Origin of the sequence: uncultured Roseobacter sp., from assembly GCF_947495025.1 — a bacterium.
GTDB lineage: Bacteria > Pseudomonadota > Alphaproteobacteria > Rhodobacterales > Rhodobacteraceae > Roseobacter.
Map to the genome: position 1 here is coordinate 552182 of NZ_CANLXG010000002.1, position 24327 is coordinate 576508.

General features: G+C 60.2%; 21 protein-coding genes. 10 read left to right on the forward strand and 11 right to left on the reverse strand.

Going from position 1 to position 24327, the window contains the following annotated elements:
- Nucleotides 1-77: 77 nt before the first annotated feature.
- From Q0792_RS10855 to Q0792_RS10865, 3 genes are all read right to left on the reverse strand, one after another.
- The gene (locus tag Q0792_RS10855; RefSeq protein ID WP_298840040.1) at nt 78-1346 is read right to left on the reverse strand and encodes an ABC transporter permease; all 1269 of its coding nucleotides are present in this window, start codon (nt 1344-1346) and stop codon (nt 78-80) included.
- The gene (locus tag Q0792_RS10860; protein WP_298840043.1) at nt 1343-2149 is read right to left on the reverse strand and encodes a taurine ABC transporter ATP-binding protein; all 807 of its coding nucleotides are present in this window, start codon (nt 2147-2149) and stop codon (nt 1343-1345) included. Before Q0792_RS10860 ends, Q0792_RS10855 begins: the two co-directional genes overlap by 4 nt.
- Before the next feature lie 110 nt (nt 2150-2259).
- Nucleotides 2260-3261 carry an ABC transporter substrate-binding protein gene (locus tag Q0792_RS10865; RefSeq protein WP_298840046.1) on the reverse strand — a complete coding sequence of 334 codons (1002 nt, stop codon included), beginning with the start codon at nt 3259-3261 and terminating at the stop codon, nt 2260-2262.
- A 586-nt stretch (nt 3262-3847) separates the two neighbouring features.
- On the opposite strand from Q0792_RS10865, the gene Q0792_RS10870 reads away from it, so the two are divergent.
- On the forward strand, nt 3848-5242 hold the full coding sequence (locus Q0792_RS10870; protein WP_298840051.1) for an aminotransferase class III-fold pyridoxal phosphate-dependent enzyme: 1395 nt from the start codon (nt 3848-3850) through the stop codon (nt 5240-5242).
- A 110-nt stretch (nt 5243-5352) separates the two neighbouring features.
- Here the strand turns inward: Q0792_RS10870 and Q0792_RS10875 are convergent, their stop codons facing one another.
- Both Q0792_RS10875 and Q0792_RS10880 read right to left on the reverse strand, forming a co-directional pair.
- The gene (locus Q0792_RS10875; protein ID WP_298840055.1) at nt 5353-5841 is read right to left on the reverse strand and encodes a GNAT family N-acetyltransferase; all 489 of its coding nucleotides are present in this window, start codon (nt 5839-5841) and stop codon (nt 5353-5355) included.
- 79 nt (nt 5842-5920) lie between these two features.
- Complete coding sequence (locus tag Q0792_RS10880) at nt 5921-6280, reverse strand: nuclear transport factor 2 family protein (RefSeq protein WP_298840057.1); 360 nt, start codon at nt 6278-6280, stop codon at nt 5921-5923.
- Between the two features lie 264 nt (nt 6281-6544).
- On the opposite strand from Q0792_RS10880, the gene Q0792_RS10885 reads away from it, so the two are divergent.
- From Q0792_RS10885 to Q0792_RS10910, 6 genes are all read left to right on the forward strand, one after another.
- A complete protein-coding gene (locus Q0792_RS10885) occupies nt 6545-8029 on the forward strand; it encodes a PLP-dependent aminotransferase family protein (RefSeq protein WP_298840060.1) in 1485 nt (494 codons plus the stop codon).
- 83 nt (nt 8030-8112) lie between these two features.
- A complete protein-coding gene (xsc, locus tag Q0792_RS10890) occupies nt 8113-9891 on the forward strand; it encodes a sulfoacetaldehyde acetyltransferase (protein ID WP_298840063.1) in 1779 nt (592 codons plus the stop codon).
- 40 nt (nt 9892-9931) lie between these two features.
- Entirely contained in the window at nt 9932-10930 is a 999-nt protein-coding gene (pta, locus tag Q0792_RS10895) for a phosphate acetyltransferase (RefSeq protein ID WP_298840066.1), read from the forward strand.
- A 16-nt stretch (nt 10931-10946) separates the two neighbouring features.
- Entirely contained in the window at nt 10947-13760 is a 2814-nt protein-coding gene (locus Q0792_RS10900; RefSeq protein WP_298840069.1) for a molybdopterin oxidoreductase family protein, read from the forward strand.
- Between the two features lie 256 nt (nt 13761-14016).
- Nucleotides 14017-14769 (forward strand): 4Fe-4S dicluster domain-containing protein, encoded by a 753-nt coding sequence (locus Q0792_RS10905; RefSeq protein WP_298840072.1) that lies wholly within the window; start codon nt 14017-14019, stop codon nt 14767-14769.
- Complete coding sequence (locus tag Q0792_RS10910; protein WP_298840074.1) at nt 14769-15641, forward strand: DmsC/YnfH family molybdoenzyme membrane anchor subunit; 873 nt, start codon at nt 14769-14771, stop codon at nt 15639-15641. Before Q0792_RS10905 ends, Q0792_RS10910 begins: the two co-directional genes overlap by 1 nt.
- Here Q0792_RS10910 and Q0792_RS10915 read toward each other — a convergent pair.
- Nucleotides 15626-16801, reverse strand: a complete 1176-nt coding sequence (locus Q0792_RS10915) for a M20 aminoacylase family protein (protein WP_298840077.1) — start codon at nt 16799-16801, stop codon at nt 15626-15628. The genes Q0792_RS10910 and Q0792_RS10915 overlap by 16 nt on opposite strands.
- Before the next feature lie 101 nt (nt 16802-16902).
- Nucleotides 16903-17778, reverse strand: a complete 876-nt coding sequence (dapA, locus tag Q0792_RS10920) for a 4-hydroxy-tetrahydrodipicolinate synthase (protein WP_298840079.1) — start codon at nt 17776-17778, stop codon at nt 16903-16905.
- A 125-nt stretch (nt 17779-17903) separates the two neighbouring features.
- Between dapA and Q0792_RS10925 the strand changes: the two genes are divergently transcribed.
- Complete coding sequence (locus Q0792_RS10925) at nt 17904-19877, forward strand: lytic transglycosylase domain-containing protein (RefSeq protein ID WP_298840082.1); 1974 nt, start codon at nt 17904-17906, stop codon at nt 19875-19877.
- On the opposite strand, the gene Q0792_RS10930 is transcribed toward Q0792_RS10925, so the two are convergent.
- Together Q0792_RS10930 and mnmD are read right to left on the reverse strand one after the other, a co-directional pair.
- Entirely contained in the window at nt 19842-20672 is an 831-nt protein-coding gene (locus tag Q0792_RS10930) for a DMT family transporter (protein ID WP_298841845.1), read from the reverse strand. The genes Q0792_RS10925 and Q0792_RS10930 overlap by 36 nt on opposite strands.
- A gap of 35 nt (nt 20673-20707) precedes the next feature.
- A complete protein-coding gene (mnmD, locus tag Q0792_RS10935) occupies nt 20708-21385 on the reverse strand; it encodes a tRNA (5-methylaminomethyl-2-thiouridine)(34)-methyltransferase MnmD (RefSeq protein WP_298840085.1) in 678 nt (225 codons plus the stop codon).
- Nucleotides 21386-21448: 63 nt separating this feature from the next.
- On the opposite strand from mnmD, the gene Q0792_RS10940 reads away from it, so the two are divergent.
- The gene (locus Q0792_RS10940) at nt 21449-22480 is read left to right on the forward strand and encodes an FAD-binding oxidoreductase (RefSeq protein WP_298841848.1); all 1032 of its coding nucleotides are present in this window, start codon (nt 21449-21451) and stop codon (nt 22478-22480) included.
- On the opposite strand, the gene Q0792_RS10945 is transcribed toward Q0792_RS10940, so the two are convergent.
- Nucleotides 22475-23284, reverse strand: coding sequence for an acyl dehydratase (locus tag Q0792_RS10945; RefSeq protein ID WP_298840088.1), 810 nt, complete (start codon nt 23282-23284; stop codon nt 22475-22477). The genes Q0792_RS10940 and Q0792_RS10945 overlap by 6 nt on opposite strands.
- Before the next feature lie 29 nt (nt 23285-23313).
- Between Q0792_RS10945 and Q0792_RS10950 the strand changes: the two genes are divergently transcribed.
- Nucleotides 23314-23730 (forward strand): VOC family protein, encoded by a 417-nt coding sequence (locus Q0792_RS10950; RefSeq protein ID WP_298840092.1) that lies wholly within the window; start codon nt 23314-23316, stop codon nt 23728-23730.
- On the opposite strand, the gene Q0792_RS10955 is transcribed toward Q0792_RS10950, so the two are convergent.
- Complete coding sequence (locus tag Q0792_RS10955; protein WP_298840095.1) at nt 23727-24269, reverse strand: NADPH-dependent FMN reductase; 543 nt, start codon at nt 24267-24269, stop codon at nt 23727-23729. The genes Q0792_RS10950 and Q0792_RS10955 overlap by 4 nt on opposite strands.
- Nucleotides 24270-24327 lie beyond the last annotated feature (58 nt).

A 24327-nucleotide genomic window follows, 5' to 3' on the forward strand; every position in this document is an offset into this window, starting at 1 on the left:
GCGCGCTTTTGCCCGTCGCTAAAAAAAACGGGGCCCCAGGGGGGCCCCGCCATTTCTGAATAACTGCCTGGGACAGATCAGCCTTTGCCTTTCCAGGGCACCAGCAGACGCTCGGCCCAGCGCATCAGCATGTCGATGCCAAAACCGATGACACCGATCAGAATAATACCCATGATCACAATGTCGGTGTTCTGGAACTTGGACGCTGTCATAATCATCATACCGGCACCCTGTTCGGCGGCAACGAGCTCGGCCGCAACCACCGTGCCCCAGCAGACACCCATCGCAACCCGCGCGCCCGTAAAGATCTCCGGCAGCGAGTTGGGCACGATGACGTGACGCATGATCTGCCACTTGCTGGCGCCCAGCGAGTAGGCCGCGTGCACCTTGGAAATCTTGACGCCCGACACACCGGATCGCGCCGCAATGGCCATGATCCACAAGGCAGCCAGGAAGAGCAGAATGATCTTACCGGCCTCCCCGATCCCGGCCCAGATGATTACCAGCGGAATAAGCGCGAGCGGCGGCACCGGGCGCATGAATTCCACGATCGGATCAAACCAGCCGCGGAACCAGTCGCTCAGACCCATGGCATAACCCAGCGGAATACCCACCAGCGCGCCAAAGAAGAAGCCCACGACAACGCGGAAGAGCGAATAGCCCAGATGCTCCAGCAGGGTGAAGTTCCGGAAGCCCTCTTTCGCAATCTCGATGGAGCGCACCCAGACGGCCTCGGGCGACGGCAGATAGAGCGGTTCCATCTGCCAGCCCTTGATCGGTTCAAAGTTCGGCGTGCCCTTGTCGCTGAGTGTCACGGATCCACCGTCGACCTTCACGGTTTCGCCGGGCGCGATCTTCTGCCCGTTGATTGCGATGACCCTGTTGCCGTCCGCTTTGGAGATATCGTCATTGCGGGCCACATTGATCAGGCCGGTACGCCACTGTGCAATAGCCGCAGAGTCGTTCTTGGCAAAACCATCCCCAGGATCGACCTCTGGCGCGTCGGTTTCCACCTCGCGCGGATGAACGATGACTGTGACGGTCGCATCATCGGGGGCCTGGCCCTCGACCTGCGCGGTGTAGGTAAATGTAGTCGTCCCCTCAAAAGGACCCGGTGCATGCAGAAAGCCAGGCAACAGGCTGGAGCCGGTGAAAATCCCCCACATCAGGAATATAGTCAGGATCGAGATAATGCCGGCCGCACGGTTGGGCCGCACCGCACTCTCGTCACCGAACGTTACGGTCTTGAGCGACGTATAATCCTTGAGACCCGCGCCCTGGACCACTTTGGTCACGATAAAGAACGCGGCAACAAAGATGACGATGTAAATAAGGAGAGGGATCATGCCGCATCCTCCTTTCCGCCCATAATTTCTTCTTCCATATCCCAGATCATGTTCAGGATTTCTTCGCGGCGGGGGCCGAACTCGGGATGTTTCTTGACCTCACGCAGGTCTGCATCGACGCCGAGGTCCGCAAAAGGCAGACGGTATTCCTTGTGGATCCGGCCCGGACGCGGCGCCATGACAATCAGACGTTCGCCCAGCAGCAGCGCTTCCTCGACCGAGTGGGTGATCAGGATGATCGTCTTGCCGGTCTCTTTCCACAGTTTGAGCACCAGGCTCTGCATTTTCTCGCGGGTCAGCGCGTCGAGCGCGCCCAGCGGTTCGTCCATCAGAATGACATCGGGGTCGTTGGCCAGACACCGGGCCAGAGCAACACGTTGCTGCATGCCGCCGGACAGCTCATAGACCGCCTTTTCCTTGAAATCCTGCAGACCGACAACATCCAGCAGGTGGTTGACTGTCTCATCCTTGTCCTTTTTCGGCGTGCCCTTCATCGAGGGGCCAAACCCGACATTCTCCCGCACGGACATCCACTCAAAGAGTGCGCCCTGCTGGAACACCATGCCCCGCTCTGCATCCGGCCCGGTGACCTTGTGCCCGTTCAGGATCAGTTCCCCTGAAGTCGGCGCCAGAAAACCTGCCACGATGTTCAGAAGTGTGGTCTTGCCGCATCCGGACGGCCCCAGAACGCTCAGCAGCTCGCCCGCCTTGAGATCCAGAGATACATCCTGCAGCGCCTGAACATGATCTCCGTTGGGAAGATCAAAGCGCATGGATAAATTGTTTATGGATAAACCAGTCATTTTGTCCCCACCTGGTACGCTCTTTCGGAGCTGCTGACCGGACGGGGTTTGCCCCGCCTCGGGCCTGAAAGAGGAACGGCGCGGAATGTCCCGCGCCGTTCCGGTTTGTTTTACATTTCGCTGGCAGCCTTCAGCGGACCGGTGTTGACCGTGTCCACATAGCTGTCGAGCGCAGAGTCAATGGAACCGGCGCCCACGAACACGTCTGCAACACCCTTCATGAAGGAAGCAGCATTACCGCCCAGCCAGGCGTCAGAGAGTTGCTCTTCAACTGTTGGGAATTCGAAAGTTGCCATGGAAGCTCCAGCCGCGTCAGCGTCCATACCGGACTGTTCGGCGATCACCGCCAGCATCTCGGGGCTCTGGTTTGCGGCCCACTCTGCGTTGGCGTCAGCGGTCACCTTGAGGAACTTGGCAACAGTCTCGCCGTTTTCCGCAATGTAGGATGCGGGCGCAGATGTTACGTCAAACACCAGAATACCCAGTTCCTGTTTTTCGGTGCCTGTCAGAAGCACGTTGCCGTACTCTTTCATGCGGGCAAGACCACCGCCCCAGCCGCAGGCGAAATCAACAGCGCCCTGGCTCAGTGCAGCAGCACCCTCTGGTGGTGCCATGTCAACAACCTGCAGGCTGGCGACATCAACACCGAAGTGGTCCATCTGACGCAGGAAGCCATAGTGTGCAGCCGTTCCAAGCGGCACGGCGACTTTCTTGCCGGCCAGTTCGCCCGCGCTTGTTTTGTCGATTTCCAGCGCTTCAGCAACAACACAGTTGTCGTTTTCAGAGTAGGAAACCGCGACATCCACAATCTGGATGTCCTGACCACCGGATGAGGCAACCACGAAGGGCGGTACACCCTGGCTGACGGAGATCTGAACGTCGCCGGACGCCATTGCTGCGGACATCGCTGTCCCGGTCTCGAAGCTGACCCAGTTTACTTTCATGCCCAACGCTTCATCATAGGCACCGGATGCCTTGGCGGCGAGGAAGGGCATCGGCCACTCGAGGAAGTAACCGACGGTGATCTCACCGTGGCCATCCGCGACTGCCGACTGGGCCGTCATCGCCATTACTGCGCCTGCTACAAAAGCGCATGCTGTCTTTTTGATCATTGTGTTCTCCCGTTGATCATATACCGGCCAGTGTGAACCGGCCTGTTTGTGCTTTACGGCCTGCTGCCGCTTATTTTCTTCCTGTGCACACTTCCATCCAATGTCAGATTTCCTGAGCCTGCAAGTGCCTTATTGAGACGAAAGGCTGAATTAACCGGCACATGCCACAAAATCCATCTTACGTTCCCTGCGTGCTGCCTGTGCATCGGGGCCCTGCCAGGGATCCTCTGGTCACCCGCCGCGCGCGCGGACATACTGATGACGTTGCTGACTCAGAACAAATGTCCAGTTGCCGGACCCTGATGAGTCCAGACAAGGCTGACAGCCTCGCTTATGGTCGCTTTGCCGATCTGTCCTGAACGACAACACAGGTGATATTCTGCAGGAAAACACTGCAAAACCTCCTGTAACCTTGTTTTTACCGGTCCTTGTCGGCCCAGGCACTTGTGTGAAGCAACATTCTGGCCTTATCTTTGCTACACTTCTGGCCCTACTTCCAGTGCCGCAAAAACAGTCATCTCAGTTTAATCCGGATAAAATGCGATCCGATTTCACCTGATTCTATGTATAAGGAAAGGCCTGACCCATGGACGGCAATTTCAACGAGAACGACATCAGCCGCGTGATCGAAGCGGACCGCGCGAACGTCTGGCACCACCTGGTTCAGCACCAGCCCTTTTTCACGGGTGCTGACCCCAAGATCATTATCGAGGGTAAAGGCCTGCGCGTCTGGGATCAGAAAGGCGTCGAGCACATTGACGCGGTCTCCGGCGGCGTCTGGACTGTCAACGTGGGCTATGGCCGCGAAAGCATGGGCGACGCCGTGCGCGACGCCATCGTCAAAATGAACTTCTTCGGCGGCACGGTCGGCACCGTGCCCGGCGCGCTTTTTGCGGAAAAGCTCATTTCCAAAATGCCCGGCCTCGACCGCGTCTACTATGCCAACTCCGGCTCCGAGGCGAACGAAAAGGCGTTCAAACTGGTGCGCCAGATCGCGCACAAACGCTATGGCGGCAAGAAATACAAAATCCTCTACCGTGACCGCGACTATCACGGCTCCACGCTGGCCACGATGTCAGCAGGCGGCCAGGACGAGCGCAATGCGCAATACGGCCCCTTTGCCCCCGGTTTCGTGCGTGTGCCGCACTGCCTCGAATACCGCAAACACGAGCAGGAAGGCGCGCCCGATCAGAACTACGGCGAATGGGCAGCCAACCAGATCGAGGAAGTCATCCTGCGCGAAGGCCCCGACACCGTGGGCGCGCTCTGCCTTGAGCCGGTGACAGCCGGTGGCGGCGTGATCGAGGCCCCCGACGGCTACTGGCCCCGCGTTGCCGAGATCTGCAAAAAGTACGACATCCTGCTGCACATCGACGAGGTCGTCTGCGGCGTCGGACGGACCGGCACATGGTTCGGCTACCAGCACTACGGCATCCAGCCCGACATGGTCACCATGGCCAAGGGCGTGGCCTCGGGCTATGCGGCGATCTCTGTCCTGGCGACCACGAACGCCGTCTTTGACATGTTCATGGACGACGCGACGGATCACATGAACTACTTCCGCGACATCTCCACCTTTGGCGGCTGCACGGCGGGTCCGGCGGCAGCACTGGAAAACATGCGCATCATCGAGGATGAGGACCTGCTCGGCAACACCGTGGCCATGGGTGACTATATGCTCGACCAACTGCGCGCGCTGCAAGACAAACACGCCGTCATCGGCGACGTGCGCGGCAAGGGCCTGTTCCTGGGCGCCGAACTGGTGGCAGACCGCGACACCAAAGAGCCGCTGGCCGAAGCCAAGGTTCAGGCCGTTGTCAAAGACTGCATGAGCCAGGCCGTCATCATCGGTGCCACCAACCGCTCGATCCCGAGCAAGAACAACACGCTGTGCTTCTCGCCCGCCCTGATCGCGACCAAAGACGACATCAACCAGATCGTCGAAGCGGTCGACACCGCGCTGACCCGCGTGTTCAGCTGACGCACACGACCTACTGCGCAGAAAGGCCCCGGTTTTCCGCCGGGGCCTTTTTTGTGGGGGTGGAGGAAGATCAGCAGTCCAGGACACCACTGCAATTCGCTATATCGGGTTCAGGGCCTTGCCAGCATTGGCAGTATACTTCCCCATTGCGTTTCCTGAGGCTGCCTTGTTGGGGCAAATCCCAGCTTTTTATAAACTGCAATCGCCCGTGCATTGTTCGGGTGAGGGTCGGTCGCTATCACCGGTGCACCGCGATCAAAGAGAAACCTCATTCTCGCGCCGATGAAAGCTGTCCCATGCCCAACTCCGATCATGTTGGGATCGCCGATGTACTGATCGATCCCCCGCGCGCCCGTTGGAAGATGCGCAAAATGGTGCTCCTCCCACCCGTGGACGGAATAATCCTGCATGAAGGCAAATGGATGTCCATCAACAGAGACAATGCAGCGCGACACGCGGGGATCGCTTATTTCCTCATAGCTGTAAGGTTCGTCTGAAGCCCACCATTCGCGGACATGTGGCTGCGCCTGCCACCCCAGCAGCATGGGTAGATCGCCCATCGTCACTTTGCGGAAATTATATTTTCTGGCGGCTGTCATTCCGACACTTTAGCACATCACTTCCGGGGAAAGTGTGGGCTCCGACCGGACACTCAAAACACACAACCCCGCATAATACCTACCCACCCGGCGGCCCGAAAAAACCACAGATCGACATGATCAGCCCATCGGGCGACAGCGTGCCGAAATCCACGCCCGCCACAAGCATACTGCCGTCCGCCAGCGCCAGGTGCCAGGCAAAGTAAAAATTGTCATGATGGGTGCTGACGCCGCTGGTCAGTTCGATGCGCGCGCCGGGAAACTGCTTGTGTACACCGGCAATATGATCGGCCAGGGCATCGCGGCCATTCACATCGGCACCGGGATCCTGGTAGCGCCCGTCAATGTGCCAGCAAGCTGCCAGAAAATCTGCACGATCCGTCGCATCCTCTGCCTGCCAGGCCTTCACATATGTCTCAATCAGTTGTCCAACAGACATTGCAATACTCCCTCCGGTATGCCCGACAGTTACCACTTTTTTTGCCGGGGCGGCTCAGCTCTTTTGCTTTCGTGCTGGTTTCGCCGGCAGATTCGCCAAAGCCCGCACATCAGACTTGCAATTTTCACGATTAATGATACAAATAGTTTCAATAATAGATATCAAAGGCGCCGCAACGCTTTGAATACTAAGTCACATCTAAGCATTTTCCTCAAAAATTAATACCAGATTGCTTCACCGATAAGTCCAGTGTACGCTTGCCATATGGCGCTTCCGGTCGAAACTTTCTTTCTGCATCCTGATGCTCAGGGCACGCTGCAGTCGCAGATCCAGCAGATGATCGCTCAGGGTATCCTGTCGGGACGGTTTCAGCGCGGCGAAAAACTCCCGTCGACCCGCAAGCTTGCTACCCACCTCGGGGTCAGCCGGATCACAGTGACGATCGCCTATACCGAACTGCTGGCAAACGACTATCTCTCCTCACGCGGGCGGTCGGGGTATTATGTTTCTGAAAACGCCCCGGTCCCACCTGCTTTCGCGCCCAGTCAGGCCGGGCCCGACGCCATCGACTGGACCCGGGCCATCGGCCAGAAATTCTCTGGCGGAGACATGCCGCGCAAGCCGCCAGACTGGGCCAGCTACCGCTTTCCATTCATTTACGGCCAGGCCGATCCGTCGCTTTTTGATCACGCCAACTGGCGGATCTGCGCACTCAAAGCGCTGGGTCAGAAGGATTTCACAGCGCTGACGACCGATTACTACGACCAGGACGACCCTCAGCTCATTGAGTTTATCGCGCGGCACACGCTGCCCAGACGTGGAATTGCAGCCCGGCCCGAGCAGATTCTGATCACACTGGGCGCTCAGAACGCACTCTGGCTGACGACGCAGATTCTGCTGACACAGCGGCGCAGGGCTGCGCTGGAAGATCCCTGCTATCATGCACTTAGGGACATTCTGTCGCAGTCCCGCTGTCATGTCACGCCAGTGCGCGTCGACCCCGATGGCATGCCACCTGACGCCATTCCTCCGGACACAGATGTGATCTTCACAACCCCCAGCCATCAGTGTCCCACAACCGGGACAATGCCGATGCACCGCCGGCACGATCTGCTGAAACGGGCCGCGGAGATGGATGCGCTGATCGTGGAAGATGACTATGAATTTGAGATGTCTTTTCTCAAAAGTCCGTCTCCGGCGCTCAAGAGCCTGGACGCCGACGGGCGGGTCATCTACGTGGGCAGCTTCTCAAAGTCCCTCTTTCCCGGGCTGCGGCTGGGCTATCTGGTTGGTTCAGAACCCTTCATCCGCGAAGCCCGCGCCCTGCGCGCCTCGGTCCTGAGACACCCGCCGGGACACGTCCAGCGCACCGCCGCTTACTTCCTGTCACTCGGCCACCACGACGCCCTGATCCGACGCATGGGAAACGCCCTGCATGAGCGCCGCGAGGTGATGACACGCGCCATCGCCGATCACGGCCTGCAGATTGCCGGTCAGGGGGCCAACGGCGGCTCATCTTTCTGGATGCGCGCTCCCGAGCATGTGGACACCCAGGAACTGGCCCGCAGGCTGCAGAACCGCAGCGTTCTGATCGAGCCGGGCCATTCTTTTTTCGCAGGACCTGCTCAGCCAGGTGAGTTCTACCGGCTGGCCTATTCCTCGATACCCGCCCAGCGCATTGCCGAAGGTGTTTCACTGGTAGCATCAGAAATCGAGGAGATGGCCAATCTGGCACTAGCCCGATCCTGATCTGGCCCTAACACCACCATTATGTAAACACTACTGTCTCACCAAACCAAGAATCGCCAACCCAGCCCTCAGGAGCTACCGCCATGAAGATGACGACCGAAGAAGCCTTTGTAAAAACTCTCCAGATGCATGGCATCGACAATGCATTCGGCATTATCGGTTCAGCCATGATGCCGATCTCTGACATCTTCCCGGATGCAGGCATCAAATTCTGGGACTGCGCCCACGAAACCTCCGGCGGCATGATGGCCGACGGCTTCACACGTGCCACAGGCAAAATGTGCATGATGATCGCGCAGAACGGCCCGGGCATCACCAATTTTGTGACAGCTGTAAAGACAGCCTACTGGAACCACACACCGGTTCTGCTGGTCACGCCACAGGCGGCCAACAAGACAATCGGCCAGGGCGGCTTCCAGGAAATGGAACAGATGAACCTGTTCGCTGACTGCGTTGCCTATCAGGAAGAAGTCCGCGACCCGTCGCGTATCGCGGAAACGCTGAACCGTGTCATCATGCAGGCCAAACGCGCCTCTGCGCCGGCGCAGATCAACATCCCGCGCGACTTCTGGACCCAGGTGGTCGACATCGAACTGCCGGTCATCGTTGACTTTGAACTGCCACAGGGTGGTGACGCCGCCGTGGCCGAAGCTGCGAAAATGCTCAGCGAAGCGAAATTCCCGGTCATCCTGAACGGCGCCGGTGCTGTGCTGTCCAAAGGCGGCATCGAAGCCTCCCGCGTGCTGGCCGAGCGCCTCGATGCACCGGTCTGCGTGGGCTACCAGCACAACGACGCCTTCCCCGGCAACCACCCGCTCTTTGCAGGTCCGCTGGGCTACAACGGCTCCAAAGCCGGCATGCAGCTGATCAGCCAGGCCGACGTTGTTCTGTGCCTCGGCACGCGTCTGAACCCGTTCTCGACACTGCCGGGTTATGGCATCGATTACTGGCCCTCGGATGCGAAGATCATCCAGGTTGACCTGAACCCCGACCGGATCGGGCTGACCAAGAAGGTCACCGTGGGTATCGTCGGGGACGCAGCGAAAGTGGCAAGCGGCATCACCGCGCAACTTGCTGACGATGCGGGCGATACCAACCGGGACGAGCGCAAGAACACCATTGCGACAACCAAATCCGCATGGGCGCAGGAGCTGACGTCCATGAACGAAGAGCAGGACGACCCCGGCACTGACTGGAACGTGCGTGCGCGTGCGGCCAAGCCGGACTGGATGAGCCCGCGCATGGCGTGGCGCGCCATTCAGGCCGCTCTGCCGGTCGAGGCGATCATCTCCTCGGATATCGGCAACAACTGCGCGATCGGTAACGCCTATCCGTCCTTCAACGAGAGCCGCAAATATCTGGCCCCCGGCCTCTTTGGCCCCTGTGGCTACGGCCTGCCCTCGATCGTTGGCGCGAAAATCGGCAAGCCGGACGTACCGGTTGTTGGTTTCGCAGGCGACGGTGCTTTCGGCATCTCGGTCAACGAGCTGACGGCTATCGGCCGCGGCGACTGGCCCGCGATCACACAGATCGTTTTCCGCAACTACCAGTGGGGCGCTGAAAAGCGGAACTCGACGCTCTGGTTCGACGACAACTTCGTCGGTACCGAACTGGACGAGGAAGTCTCCTATGCCGGTATCGCGAGCGCCTGTGGTCTCAAAGGTGTTGTCGCCCGCACAATGGACGAACTGACAGCGGCGCTGGACCAGGCGATCAAGGACCAGATGGAGAACGGCGTGACCACGCTGATCGAAGCCATGATCAACCAGGAACTGGGTGACCCCTTCCGTCGCGACGCGATGAAGAAGCCGGTTGCCGTTGCTGGCATCAGCAAAGACGACATGCGTCAGCAGACTGTCTGAGGGTGCATCAACGCACCTGCATAAAGAAAGGGATGAGGCCATGAGCGTACTGCGCGATCTTACGAAACGCGCCAACGCCCGGCCTGCCCACATCGTGATGAGCGAAGGCCACGATCCCCGGATCGTGGCCGGCGCCATTGCCGCCGTCAAGGCCGGTACTGCCCGTATTACCCTTGTGGGTCCGCAGGACGATGTCGCCGCACAGCTTGTGGACGCCGGCACCCCCAACAATCCCGCAATTCAGATCCAGGACCCGGAAACATCCGCGCTGTCCGCTGAATTTGCCACCGCCTTTTTTGAACTTCGCAAGCACAAGGGTGTCACACCCGAGATCGCTGAGACCCAGGTCCGCAACCCGCTGGTCTTTGCCGCGATGATGGTCCGCCAGGGCCACGCCGACGGCACCGTTGGCGGCGCTGTTGCGACCACATCCGACACCGTACGCGCGGCCCTTCAGGTGATCGGCAAAGCGCCTGAGGCGCCGCTGGTTTCCAGCTTTTTCCTTATGGCTCTGCCGGACAATCACCCCTCTGGCCGGGACGCGATGATTTTTGGTGACTGTGGTCTTGTTATTGATCCCTCCGCCGAAGAACTCGCCGCAATCACCGTTGCCTCTTCTGCGTCGTGCCGGCAGTTGCTTGGTGTGGAGCCGGTCGCGGCTCTGCTGTCTTTCTCGACGATGGGCTCCGCAAAACACTCGAAGGTCACCAAAGTGACCGACGCTGTGACACTGCTGAAAGAAAACCATCCCGACCTCAAAGCTGACGGAGAGCTGCAGTTTGATGCGGCCTTTGTGCCCGAAGTCGCCGCCTCCAAGGCCAAAGGCTCCGATGTGGCAGGCCAGGCCAATGTGATGATTTTTCCCAACCTCGATGCGGGCAATATCGGCTATAAGATCGCACAGCGCATCGGCGGGGCCGAGGCCATCGGCCCGGTGCTGCAGGGGCTGGCCAGACCCGCCAACGACCTCAGCCGGGGCTGCAACGCTGCCGACGTGACCAATATGATCGCCGTGACTGTCCTTCAGGTCGCGCGCTAACCGAAGGGATTTTTCCATGAACCAGCCAGTCCTTGATCTGAGCCCGAAAGTCTCTGACGAGGTGCGCAAGACCACCTGTTACATGTGCGCCTGCCGCTGCGGCATCAACGTGCACATGAAAGACGGCAAGGTCGCCTATATCGAGGGCAACAAGGACCACCCGGTGAACCAGGGCGTGCTCTGCGCCAAAGGCTCGGCAGGGATCATGCAGGTCAACGCGCCCTCGCGTCTGCGCAAACCGCTGAAGCGTGTGGGCCCGCGCGGCTCCGGCGAGTTCGAGGAGATCGAATGGGACGAGGCCCTGAAGATCGCCACTGAATGGCTCGAGCCCGTCCGCCGCGACAATCCCGAAAAGCTGGCCTTCTTCACGGGCCGTGATCAGTCACAGTCCTTTACGTCCTTCTGGGCCCAGAATTTCGGCACCTGTAACTATGCAGCCCACGGCGGCTTCTGCTCCGTGAACATGGCTGCGGCGGGCATCTACACCATGGGCGGTGCCTTCTGGGAGTTTGGCCAGCCGGACTGGGATCACACCAAACTCTTTATGCTCTTCGGCGTGGCCGAGGATCACGACAGCAACCCCATCAAGATGGGCATCGGCAAAATCAAAAAGCGGGGCGCCCGTGTGATCGGCGTGAACCCGATCCGCACCGGCTATAACGCCGTGGCCGATGACTGGGTCGGCATCACCCCCGGCACCGACGGGCTCTTTATCCTGTCGATGATCCACTGCCTGATGAAGGCGGGCAAAATGGATCTCAACTACCTGGCGCAATACACCAACGCGCCAGTGCTGGTGATCAATAACCCCGGAGCGGACGATCATGGCCTGCTGATGCGGGACGAGAACGGCAAAGAGCTGGTCATCGACCGCGCCACCGGCAAGCTCACGCCCTTTGATCAGCCCGGCGTGAAACCCGATCTCGCGGCCACCTACGAAAAAGACGGCCGGACCCACCGCCCGGTCTTCCACCAGATGGCGGATATGTATCTAGATGATCAGTACGCACCGGAAAACGTGGCCGACCGCTGCGGCATCCCCGCCGACCGCATCCGCGCCATCGCCGCTGAACTTGCCCGCGTCGCCTTCGAGGAAAGCTTCGAGCTGGACCACGCATGGACCGACTTCCGCGGCGAAAAGCACGACAAAATGATCGGCCGCCCGGTCTCCTTCCACTCCATGCGCGGTATCTCGGCCCACGCCAACGGGTTCCAGACCTGCCGCGCCCTGCACACGCTGCAGATCATTCTGGGTACCGTCGAAGTGCCCGGCGGCTTTAGGTTCAAACCGCCCTATCCGAAACCGGCCACCGCGCACCCGAAACCGCACTGCAAAGTCACGGCGGACGCACCACTCGACGGCCCGCACCTCGGTTTCGTACACGGCCCCGCCGACCTGGCTCTTAAGGACGACGGCACGCCGGCGCGGATCGATAAGGCCTTTACCTGGGAAAACCCCATGTCCAGCCACGGGCTGATGCATATGGTAATCTCGAACGCCTATGCGGGCGATCCCTACAAGATCGACGTATTGTTCATGTATATGGCCAACATGTCCTGGAACTCGTCCATGAACACCCGGGGCGTGATCGATATGCTGACGGACACGGACGAGAACGGCGAGTATGTTATTCCGAAACTGATCTACTCGGATGCCTACAGCTCCGAAATGGTCGCCTATTCCGATCTGGTGCTGCCCGACACCACCTATCTGGAGCGCCACGACTGTATCTCGCTTCTCGACCGTCCGATCTGCGAGGCCGATGCCGCCGCAGACGCCATCCGCTGGCCGGTGATCGAACCTGACCGCGATGTCAAAGGGTTCCAGTCCATGCTCTGCGAGTTGGGCGCGATGCTGAAACTTCCCGGCTTCACCAACGAGGACGGCAGCCAGAAATATGCCGACTACGGCGACTATATCGTCAACCACGAACGCAAGCCGGGCATTGGCCCACTGGCGGGCTTCCGGGGCGAAAACGGCGACCAGGCCGGCCGGGGTGCAGTGAACCCCAACCAGCTCGACCGCTACATCGAAAACGGCGGCTTCTTTGTCGAACATATCCCTGCCGGGGCCAACTACTACAAACCCTGGAACGCCGCCTACCAGGACTGGGCCGTGGGCATGGGGCTTTATGACAAGCCCGAACCCTACCTCTTTTCGCTTTATTCCGAGCCGATGCGCAAATTCCAGCTGGCCGCGGAAGGCCATGGCGAACGCCAGCCGCCCGAACACCTGCGCGAGCGTATCAAAGAGAAAATGTCCCCCCTGCCAATCTGGTATTCCTCTGAAGAAGAGAACAAAGCGGATGCGTTCCCCGTCACGGCGCTCACCCAGCGCCCTATGGCGATGTACCACTCCTGGGGCTCGCAGAACGCCTGGCTCCGCCAGCTGCACGGCCACAACCCGCTCTACCTGCCGACAAAACTGATGCGCGAAAACAACCTCGCGGATGGCGACTGGGCCAAAGTGACATCGCCGCACGGCGAGATCACGGTACCCGTCCTGGAAATGGCCGCACTCAACGAAAACACCGTCTGGACCTGGAACGCCATCGGCAAACGCAAAGGCGCCTGGGCGCTCGAAGAAAACGCGCCCGAAGCCACCCGCGGTTTTCTTCTGAACCACCTGATCCACGAATTACTGCCCCCCAAAGGCGACGGACTGCGGTGGGCCAACTCCGACCCGATCACCGGCCAGGCGGCCTGGTTCGACCTCAAAGTCCGGATCGAAAAAACCCCTGCTCCCGACGAATCCAAACCCGGCTTTGACGCCATAAAATCGCCGGTCGGCAAAGGTCCCAAAGACCTGAAATGGAAGGTGGGCAAATGATACTTCTTCACCCTTCCCGAAATACTCCGGGGGGCGAGGGCCGTCCCGGAAACGCTCCGGCGGAGCGTTTCAGGCCCGCAGCGGGGCGGAGCCCCATTCCGGAAGGTGCGTCCTCTCACCAAATCCGGCGCGCAGGGGCAGAGCCCACAACCCTTTCTCCTCAGTTACCCAACCGTACGCGACGCACTGACGGAATACCGACGTTCAACCGACGTGTTAACGACGCCGCACCGACGGCCAGAAAAGAGGGCCCGAAATGACCACTCTGCCAACACAGACCGACAAGAAACTGGGCCTTGTGATCGACCTCGATACCTGCGTCGGCTGCCATGCCTGTGTGATCTCCTGCAAAGGCTGGAACACGGAAAACTACGGCGCGCCTCTCAGTGATCAGAATGCCTATGGTGCGGATAACTCCGGCACCTTCCTCAACCGTGTGCACTCGTTTGAGGTCCAGCCAGAAGCCGCAGATGCCGCGGCCCAGCTCATTCACTTTCCCAAATCGTGCCTGCACTGCGAAGACGCGCCCTGCGTGACCGTATGCCCCACAGGCGCCAGCTACAAACGGGTCGAAGACGGCATCGTTCTGGTGAACGAATCCGACTGCATCGGCTGCGGTCTCTGCGCCTGGGCCTGCCCCTACGGCGCGCGCGAACTCGACCAGGCCGAAGGGGTGATGAAGAAATGCACCCTCTGCGTGGACCGGATCTACAACGAGAACCTGCCCGAAGAAGACCGCCAGCCCGCCTGTGTGCGCACCTGCCCGGCAGGCGCGCGCCACTTCGGTGATCTGGGTGATCCGGACAGCGACGTCAGCAAACTCGTCGCCGAGCGTGGCGGCATGGACCTGATGCCCGAGCAGGGCACAAAGCCGGTGAACAAATATCTGCCCCCACGGCCCAAAGACGCTATGCCCGAGTTTGACGTTCTGGCCCCCTTCCTGGAACCTGTCGCCCAGGAGCCCAAGGGCTTCCTCGGCTGGCTCGACAAAACACTGGAGAAACTCTGATGCATCCCGCACCTTCCGTCATTTTCTTCACTGTTTTCAGCGGCCTGGGCTTTGGTTTACTGACCTGGCTGGGGCTGGGATACCCTTCTGTCACCGGCTGGACAGCCTTTGCTTTTTTCGCCATCGCCTATGCGATGGCGGTGGGCGGTCTGCTGTCCTCGACCTTCCACCTCGGCCGGCCTGAACGGGCCATCAAGGCCTTTACGCAATGGCGTTCCAGCTGGCTCAGCCGCGAGGCCTGGTGTGCCGTTGGTGCGCTGGTGGCCATGGGTCTCTACGGCGCAGGCCTTGTTTTTCTGGGCGAACGTTACAGCCTTCTGGGCATCATCGGTGCGGCCCTGTCGATGGCGACTGTCTTTACAACCTCGATGATCTACACCCAGCTGAAAACCATCCCACGCTGGAATATGCCCGTCACACCGGTCAAGTTCCTGTCCCTCTCGCTTGCGGGCGGCGCGCTGCTCTCGGGCCAGGTCACGGCTGCCCTCGTGCTGCTGATCATTGCCGGTGCCGTGCAGCTTCTGACTTGGAGCATGGGAGACAAAGCTCTCGCTGCCTCCGGCACCGATATGGCATCTGCAACCGGACTGGGCGGCATCGGCAAAGTCCGCGCCTTTGAGCCTCCGCACACCGGCACCAACTATCTGCTGCGCGAATTCGTGCACGAAATTGGTCGCAAACACAGCCAGAAACTGCGGATCATTTCGCTGGTGCTTATGGTCGCTCTGCCAGTGATCCTGCTGGCGCTGCCGTTCTCACATTTCCTTGCCCTGCTCGCGGTGATCAGCCACGTGGCCGGTGTTCTGACCGCCCGCTGGCTTTTCTTTGCCGAAGCCGAACATGTGGTCGGGCTCTACTACGGTAAGCGCTGAAGCGGCATACGCCGTTCGACAACCCTTGCCATGATCGAGGCACCAACGGGCAGAATTTCCTCGCCCAGAACAAACCCCGGGTTGTGCAGCGGCAACGTGCCGCTGTGCCCCAGGCTGCAATAGGCGCCCGGCACGATCCGCAGCATATCCGCAAAATCCTCAGACCCCGTGGTCGGCGCATCATTCACCGACACATTCTCCGGGCCCACAATGTCGGCGGCCGCCTCGACATAGGCGTCTGACAGATCGTGGTCGTTGACCAGCACGTCAAAAACGTTGCGCAGTTCCAGATCGATTTTCACGCCATGCGCCAGCGCGAACCCATCACAGATCGCCTGCATGCGTTCAGCCGCCAACGTGTAAATTTCGTCCCGGAAGTACCGGATCGTACCCGCGAGCGAGGCCGCGCCCGGCACGATGTTGTAGGCTGTTCCTGCGTGCAGCTGGGTCACGGACAGAACACAGGTGTCCTGGGGCGGGATGCTGCGCGCCAGAACAGTATTCAGTTCTGTGGCCAGGCTCGCCGCCACCATCAGCGCATCGCGGGATTCGTGCGGATGAGCCGCGTGACTGCCGGCACCCCGCACTTCGATATCGAAAAACGCAGCCCCGGCCAGTGCGGCTCCTTTGCAGATTCCGAATTTTCCGGGAACACCTGTGGGGTAGTTGTGAAGACCATAAACCTCGTCGCAGGGAAACCGCTCGAAAAGGCCGTCAGCAATCATGCCCCGCGCGCCCCCCAGACCTTCTTCGGCTGGCTGAAAAATCAGCACGGCAGTGCCGTCGAATTCCCGTGTCGCCGCCAGGTGTTTTGCCGCCCCCAGCAGCATGGTTGTATGACCGTCGTGGCCGCAGGCGTGCATGACGCCCTCGTTCCCGGATGCCCATGCCAGTCCGCTGTCTTCAACGATGGGCAGGGCATCCATATCTGCGCGCAGACCTACCCGGCGGTTCCCCTGCCCGCGCCCGCGGATCAGTGCTACAACGCCGGTTCCGGCAATGCCGCTGTGCACCTCATCGGCGCCCCATTTTTCCAGCGTTTCTGCAACAATTCGGCTGGTCCTCACTTCCTGAAACCCGATCTCAGGATGCGCGTGCAGATCACGGTAAAGCGCAGTCAGCGTGTCCGTTTCGTTTTCAATTTCAGGCAGAATATTCAAAGGGTTTCTCCATGTCCGGGTGCCATGCCCTACCATTGGAGATGTTCGGCTCCGGGTCAACGCCCGGGTAAGGCGGGGCACAAAACCCCGCCTTTGTCGGGTTAGTTCGTCAGGCCAGCATGACGCAGGCCATCTTCGACCAGCGCGCGTGTCGAATCCGACAGACCGGTAAGCGGCAGCCGGACCTCATCCGAACACAGATTGAGGCGGGACATGGCGTATTTAACGCCGACGAGGCCTGGCTCGGTGAAGATGGCCTTGTGCAGGGGCATCAGACGGTCCTGAATTTCCAGCGCAGTCGCGTAATCGCCCGCAAGACAGGCCGCCTGCATCTGGCTGAGCATCTTCGGTGCGACATTGGCCGTGACAGAAATGCATCCCGTACCGCCCTGGGCATTGAACCCGTGCGCTGTCGCATCCTCGCCCGACAACTGAATAAAGTCCGGCCCGCAGGTCATACGCTGGTCGCAGACACGCGCGAGATCACCAGTGGCGTCCTTGACGCCGACAATGCGCGGCAGTTCGGCCAGTTTGCCCATGGTCTCCGGCGTCATATCGACAACCGAACGTCCGGGAATGTTGTAGATGATTATCGGCAGTTCCGCGCAATCATGCAGGGCGGTGAAATGCGCAATCAGGCCGGATTGTGTGGGCTTGTTGTAGTAAGGTGTCACCACAAGTGCCGCGTCTGCACCGACCGATTCCGCGTGCCGGACGAGCCGGATCGCCTCGGTTGTATTGTTGGAACCTGCACCGGCAATAACCGGCACGCGACCCGCAGCAGCCTTCACGACTTCCTCAACCACGGTTTCGTGTTCGCGGTGCGTCAGGGTCGGGCTTTCACCGGTAGTGCCAACCGGAACAAGGCCGTTACTGCCTTCTCCGATATGCCATTCGACAAGTTTCTTGAGTGTATCCAGATCCAGCTCGCCGTTCCGAAACGGCGTGACGAGGGCAGGCATCGAGCCTTTGAACATGTTCACGCTCCTTTAGTTGTGGCCGGCAAATGGCCTGGGTTTTACCATCTTTTAAGCACGATCGTGATTTGATCGTTACTGACGACGGTCTATGCTCAGAGGCTCTAGCCTTCAAACGTTGGGAAATGCAAGTGATCAGACGCCAGCTGACGATTCTCGGGGTCGTTTTACTGATGGCCCTGCCCGCCGCGGCAGAGCGACCAAGACCACTTGCGATCGCCTTTGATGCGCTGCGCAGTGGCAACTGGGACAATGCAGCCCGCGTCGCCGCCAGAGACGGCGCAGTGGCCGCAGATATTGTCGAATGGGCGCGCCTGCGGGACGGACGGGGCAGTGCTGCAGAAGTTGCTGCTTTTCTGAAACGAAGACCGGACTGGCCGGGCGAGCGGTATCTCCGCCGCCAGTCAGAGGAAGCAATCGCGCGATCCGGCACAGCAGGCATTGCCGCCTTTTTCTCGGAAACACCACCGCAGACTCCGACGGGCGTTCTCGCATTTGCCGATACGCGAAATGAGGCCGGCGCGCCCGAGGAGGCCCGCGCACTGGTGATCAATGCCTGGCGCAATTTCCCGATGAGCCCGGACGAACAGTCGACCTTTCAGGCCCGGTACGCCGGCTACCTGCGCGGGCATCACGACGCGCGGCTGGATTCGATGCTCTGGAAGGGTGCCTACAGCAATGCGCGGCGTATGTTCCCGCTCGCATCCGACGCGGCGGTCGCTGTTGCAAAGGCCCGGATCGCCCTGCGGGAGGGCGAAAAAGGTGTCGACGGACTGATTGCGGCGATACCTGATACGCACGCAGAGGACGGCGGGTTGCAGTATGACAGGTTTATCTGGCGATCCCGGAAAGGCCGCACAGCTGATGCGAAAACGCTTTTGCGGGCCACCTCCGTCAGTGCAGAGGCGCTCGGCCGCCCGGGCGAATGGGCAAACCGCCGCAGGTCGCTTGCACGCGATGAAATGCGCGATGGCGACCCGGAACTGGCATATGAGCTGGCCTCGCGTCATTTCCTGAAAGCCGGATCCGATTATGCCGATCTGGAATGGCTTTCCGGGTTTATTGCGTTGCGCAAACTGAGCGAACCGGAGACGGCGCTCAGGCATTTTGAAAACCACAATGCCGCAGTGAAGTCACCGATTTCGAAAGGGCGCGCGGGATACTGGCGCGGACGCGCCCTCGAAGCCATGGGCAATGTGGCCGGCGCGGATCAGGCATACCTGGACGCGGCGCAGTACCAGACGTCGTTCTACGGCCTGCTGGCAGCAGAACGCGCTGGTATCGGGTTCGACATGGACCTGGCCGGCGAAACGGCGTCAGGCGACTGGCGGAATTCCATCCTGACAAACAATGATGTGTTTCAGGCAGGTCTGCTGCTGCAGGCGTCCGGCGAACTGAGCCTGGCGGAAAGGTTCTGGACTCATCTCACTGAAAGCCTTGACCGGAATGATGCCGGTCTTCTGGCCCAGGCGGCTCTTGACCTGGGCGAGCCGCACCTCGCTGTAACGATCGGAAAACGCGCCGCGCGGCAGGCCATCGTTATCCCGGGCGGATACTATCCACTGCACCCGGTTGCGCGCCAGGATCTTCCGATGGCGCCTGAGATGACGCTGGCCATCGCGCGACGTGAAAGCGAATTTGACCCCTCCGTTCAGAGCGGCGTTGGCGCCAGGGGCCTGATGCAGATCATGCCTGCAACCGGCCGCGAAGTCGCCCGGCGGCTTGGAAGACTGTCGCAGCACAGCACGGAGCGTATGATATCTGACCCCGCATATAATGCTGAACTGGGCGCTACTTATCTTTCCGTTATGGCGGGTCGGTTTCGCGGCAACATCGTCATGATGTCTGCGGCTTATAACGCGGGCCCCAGCCGACCGGACCGATGGATGCAGATTTATGGCGACCCGCGTCGGGGCACTGTGGATGTGGTGGACTGGATCGAACATATTCCTTTCCGGGAAACCAGGAACTATGTGATGCGCGTTGCCGAAAGTCTCCCTGTTTATCGTGCAATGCTTGGCAAGGAGCCGATGCCCGTTTCGTTTACCGAAGAGCTCACAGGTTCAACGCTGCTGTCTTTCGCGCCAAAGGGTGAATAACCCGGCGGCGACAATCACCAGCGCGCCCAGTGCCACTTCTGTCCGGATACTTTCGCCAAATACCAGCAGCCCGATGGCCGCTGCGAACACCAGCTGGAAATATGCAAAGGGCTGCACCGCACTGGCCTCGGCCAGTTCATAACACCGGATCAGCAACCAGTGGCCCAGCGCGCCTGTCACGCACAGAACCGACATCCACGCCCAGTCAGAAGCGATCATAGGCTCCCAGAACCAGAGGCCGGGAACAGTCAGGGTCACCGCTCCGACCGTACCCGTCCAGAAAAAACTTGTTGCTGTTGTATCCAGGCGTGCCGCGTATCGCGTCAGCAGCGCGTAGAGCGCAAACATTATCGCGGCGATCAGCGGCACAACAGCCACAGGGTCAAACACACCAAATCCGGGCTGCAGAATGGTCATCACCCCGGCAAAACCGGCGGCAATGGCCAGCCAGCGGCGCCATCCAACGCGCTCACCCAGGATTACACCGCTGAGTGCCGCGACAAGCAGAGGATAGCAGGCAAAGACCGCGTGGCTCTCGACCAGTCCCAGCAGCGTAAATCCAGCCACCATCACGCAGACTTCTGTAGCAAGCAGGAAACCCCTGAAGGCCTGCAAAACCGGTTGTCTGGTGGCCGCAGCGGCACGTACACCGCCCTCTCGGCGCGAAGCCACAGCGATTACAAATGCTGCAAAAAACCAGTACCGGATCATGACCACCATGATCACATTGTAGCTGCCGGCGAGGTGCCGTGAGATTCCATCCTGCAGCGCAAACACAAAAGTAGTGAGCAGCATCAGCAGGACAGCGGCGCGCAGATTGTCGGGTTGTATCACGGGCGCAGCACACCCCGGCTCATATGGCGCTTGCGGCCGAACCCAGGGCTGCGGACAACGTCAAAACCGCTGCTTTCCAGACTGCGACGCACAAACCCCGCTGCAGTATAGGTTGCGAAAGTGCCTCCCGGATACGTATGCCCGGCAACCGCCCGCATAAGATCCGGCGACCACAGGTCCGGGTTCTTTGCCGGGGAAAAACCATCCAGATACCACGCATCAGCCTTTCCGTCCCAGTCAGACAGGGACGCCTGCGCATCACCGATCAGCACCTCGAGACGCACACCCGGCACGATGTCAGCGCAACAGCCTTCCGCAGACCAGTGCGCGACCAGCCGCGGCACCAGATCAGCAAGCACGGGGAACGCCGCCAGTGCGCGTGCCATTTCAGGCGGTGTCATCGGGAAGGCTTCAAATGAAGTGAAATGCAGCGTTCCGGGGCGACCCGCGCGCTGCCATTCCAGCACCGTCGTCAGAAAATTCAGCCCGGTTCCAAAGCCGAGCTCTGCAATGTGAAACCCCGGCGCGAAGCGTGCAGGCAGGTCATTACCACCCAGAAACACGTGGCGCGTTTCCTCAAAGCCGTTCTCGAGGCTGAAGTAAGGGTCATCAAACTGCTCCGACACCGGTACATCCCCGGGATTCCAGCTCAGTTCAGCCATCTGGTTCCGCACTATCCGACCCTGTAAGGTGCCCGCAATCAGGCGCGACACTGGGGCACAAGGCAGTCTTTGGCAATGGTCGAAATTACGATACGCGGAGCGGGTATTCTAGGCCTGAGCATCGCATGGATCTGCACAGAACGCGGCGCAAAAGTACAGATCATTGACCCGGGCGGCCCTGCGGCAGGCAGCAGCGGTGGTGTCGTCGGCGCGCTGGCCCCGCATGTGCCGGAAAACTGGAACGCCAAAAAAGCCTTCCAGCTGGACAGCCTGCTGTCGGCAGAAACCTTCTGGGCAGATGTCAGGAACGTCAGCGGCGCTGAGCCCGGTTACCTGCGCAGCGGACGCCTGCAGCCCATTGCTGATGCCAGGGCTCTGGCACTGGCTGAGAGCCGGTGTGCCTCGGCGCGCGAACTCTGGGGCGATCACGCCGACTGGAGCGTCGAGCCGGTACCCGACACTGGCTGGGCACCGCCCAGTCCTGCGGGTTTTCTGATCCGGGATACGCTGAGCGCGCTTGTGCATCCCCGTCTGGGCTGCGCCGCCCTCGTAGCGGCGTTGCAAACGCGGGGCGTCAGCATAAGCACGCAGGGGGAAGACCGCGGGCAGGTTGTCTGGGCCGCCGGGTTGCAAGGCCTTGAGATGCTCAACGCACAGAACCACAGACCGGTCGGAAACGGTGTAAAAGGACAGGCGGCAGTGCTCGGTTATGACGCATCCGGCCAGCCGCAGCTTTTTGCTGACGGCCTGCACATCATCCCGCATCTCAACGGCACCGTTGCGATCGGCTCTACGTCAGAGCGCGACTATTCAGATCCGGTTTCAACCGACAGCCAGCTCGATGATCTCATCGAAAAAGCGAGACGCCTCGTTCCTGTTCTGGCCAATGCCCCCGTTCTGGAACGCTGGGCCGGTGTGCGTCCCAGAGCGCGCAGCCGTGCGCCAATGCTGGGCCCCTGGCCCGACAGGCCCGGGCATTTCATCGCCAATGGCGGGTTCAAGATCGGCTTCGGTATGGCGCCACGCATCGCCGTCGTCATGGCAGACCTGATACTGGAAAACCGTAACACCATTCCGGAAGGTTTCGGTGTCGAAGCGTCGCTATGACGCAAATTCGGCCGTTGCCTGCATGCACTGGCGACCGTCGACAGCACGCACCCACAGCTCACCACCACGCCGGCAAAGCATGGCACTTTCGTGGTGCATAAGCGGTGCCGTCGCCCTGAACGAAAACCGTCGCAGCGGCACACTGTCCGTGCATGCAAACAACATCAGCATCTGCGCCAGCAAAGGCCCATGCACCACCAGACCATCGTAACCCTCGACCTGCCGGGCATAGGTTTCGTCATAGTGTATCCGGTGTCCGTTAAACGTAAGCGCCGAGTACCTGAAAAGCTGAGTGGTCGTAAACTTCACTGTTTCTGAAGTCTCTTCGTTCACGGGTGACAGAGCCACGGCGGGATCCGGGGCGCCTACCCGCGCCGGTTCGCGATACACCAGATCCTGCCATTCCGTGACGCAAAGCCTGCCGTTCTGCCGAAATTCATGACGCAGTGTCACGAGCGCCAGCGGTCCGCTCCGACCGGTCTTGCGAACTACATTTTCACAAACGCTTGTTTTTTTCGCCACGATGCCTGCCCTGAACGGAGCGTCAAAAACAAGGCGCCCTCCGGCCCACATCCGGCGCGGCAGACCCGTATCAGGGATCAGTCCGCCCGTTTTCGGATGCCCGTCCGGACCCAGTTCCGACGGCGGACGCGCATCCCAGAAATAAAGCTGATGGAAAAAAGGCGGCAGCGGATCACCCGACACGATCCTGCCGGCATGCTCCAGCGTTGCGAGCAGCGCATTGGCGCGCGACGGATCAACAGGGTCACTTTGACTTGTGCTGGCCAGCATTGCATCCTGCATGCACGTATTCTCCCTGCGAAACAGGTGCCATGAGCCAGAGCGAATTTCAATGCCGTGTCCGGACCTTTGATCACCTGGTCCTGACCGTTGCCAGTATCCCCGAAACCGTCCGTTTCTACACACAGGTGCTGGGAATGCGCGGCCGCCAGTTTGATGCCGCTGACGGGTCCCGCCGCTGGTCGCTGACCTTTGGGCAGAACAAGATCAACCTGCACCAGAAAGGGCGCGAGTTTGAGCCTAAAGCAGCCCATCCGCATCCCGGGACCGCAGACCTGTGTTTTCTGACGGATGCGCCACTGGAAGAGTGGGTGGCGCATCTGTCAGTGCATCAGGTTGATATTATTGACGGCCCCGTAGACCGTTCAGGCGCAACCGGCCCTATCCGGTCGGTTTATGTGCGTGACCCGGACGGAAACCTGATCGAAATCTCGGTGCCGGCAGACTAGCGCGCAACCTCCTCGGCCAGTGCTTGCATCAGTGTTGTCAGTTCCCGACGGTAGACTTCACCGGTCAGGTGACCATTGTCGTCGAACTGGTTTGTGCAGTCCGCGAGGTGAATCTCCGGCCCCTGAAGGATGCGTGGCCTGAAAGGTACCATAAACCCGCGCAAAACCATCTGCGCGCGCTCTCCGCCCGCGCGTCCGGCCGCTGCCGACATCACGGCCAGTGGCTTCCCCGCCCAGGGATTACCCTCTGTCCGGCTCACCCAGTCCAGCGCGTTTTTAAGAACCCCCGATGGTCCTTTGTTGTACTCAGGCGTTGAGATAATCACCGCATCAGCCGCCGCGATCCTGTCAGACAGATCCTGCACCATGTCAGGTATGCCATCTGCGGTTTCGGCGTCACCGTCATAGAGTGGCATCCGAAGGTCTCCGAGCCCGAAACTGCAGGGGCCAAACAGACGGGCTGCTTCTTTCACCAGCATTGTGTTTGCGGACTCTGCGCGCAGCGAGCCGGAAAGGCCCAGCAGTTTTACATCAGCCATCATCTCATCCTTGGTTACACTCCACGTCGCAGAGGTGGCGCGACGCCGCACAAAAGCA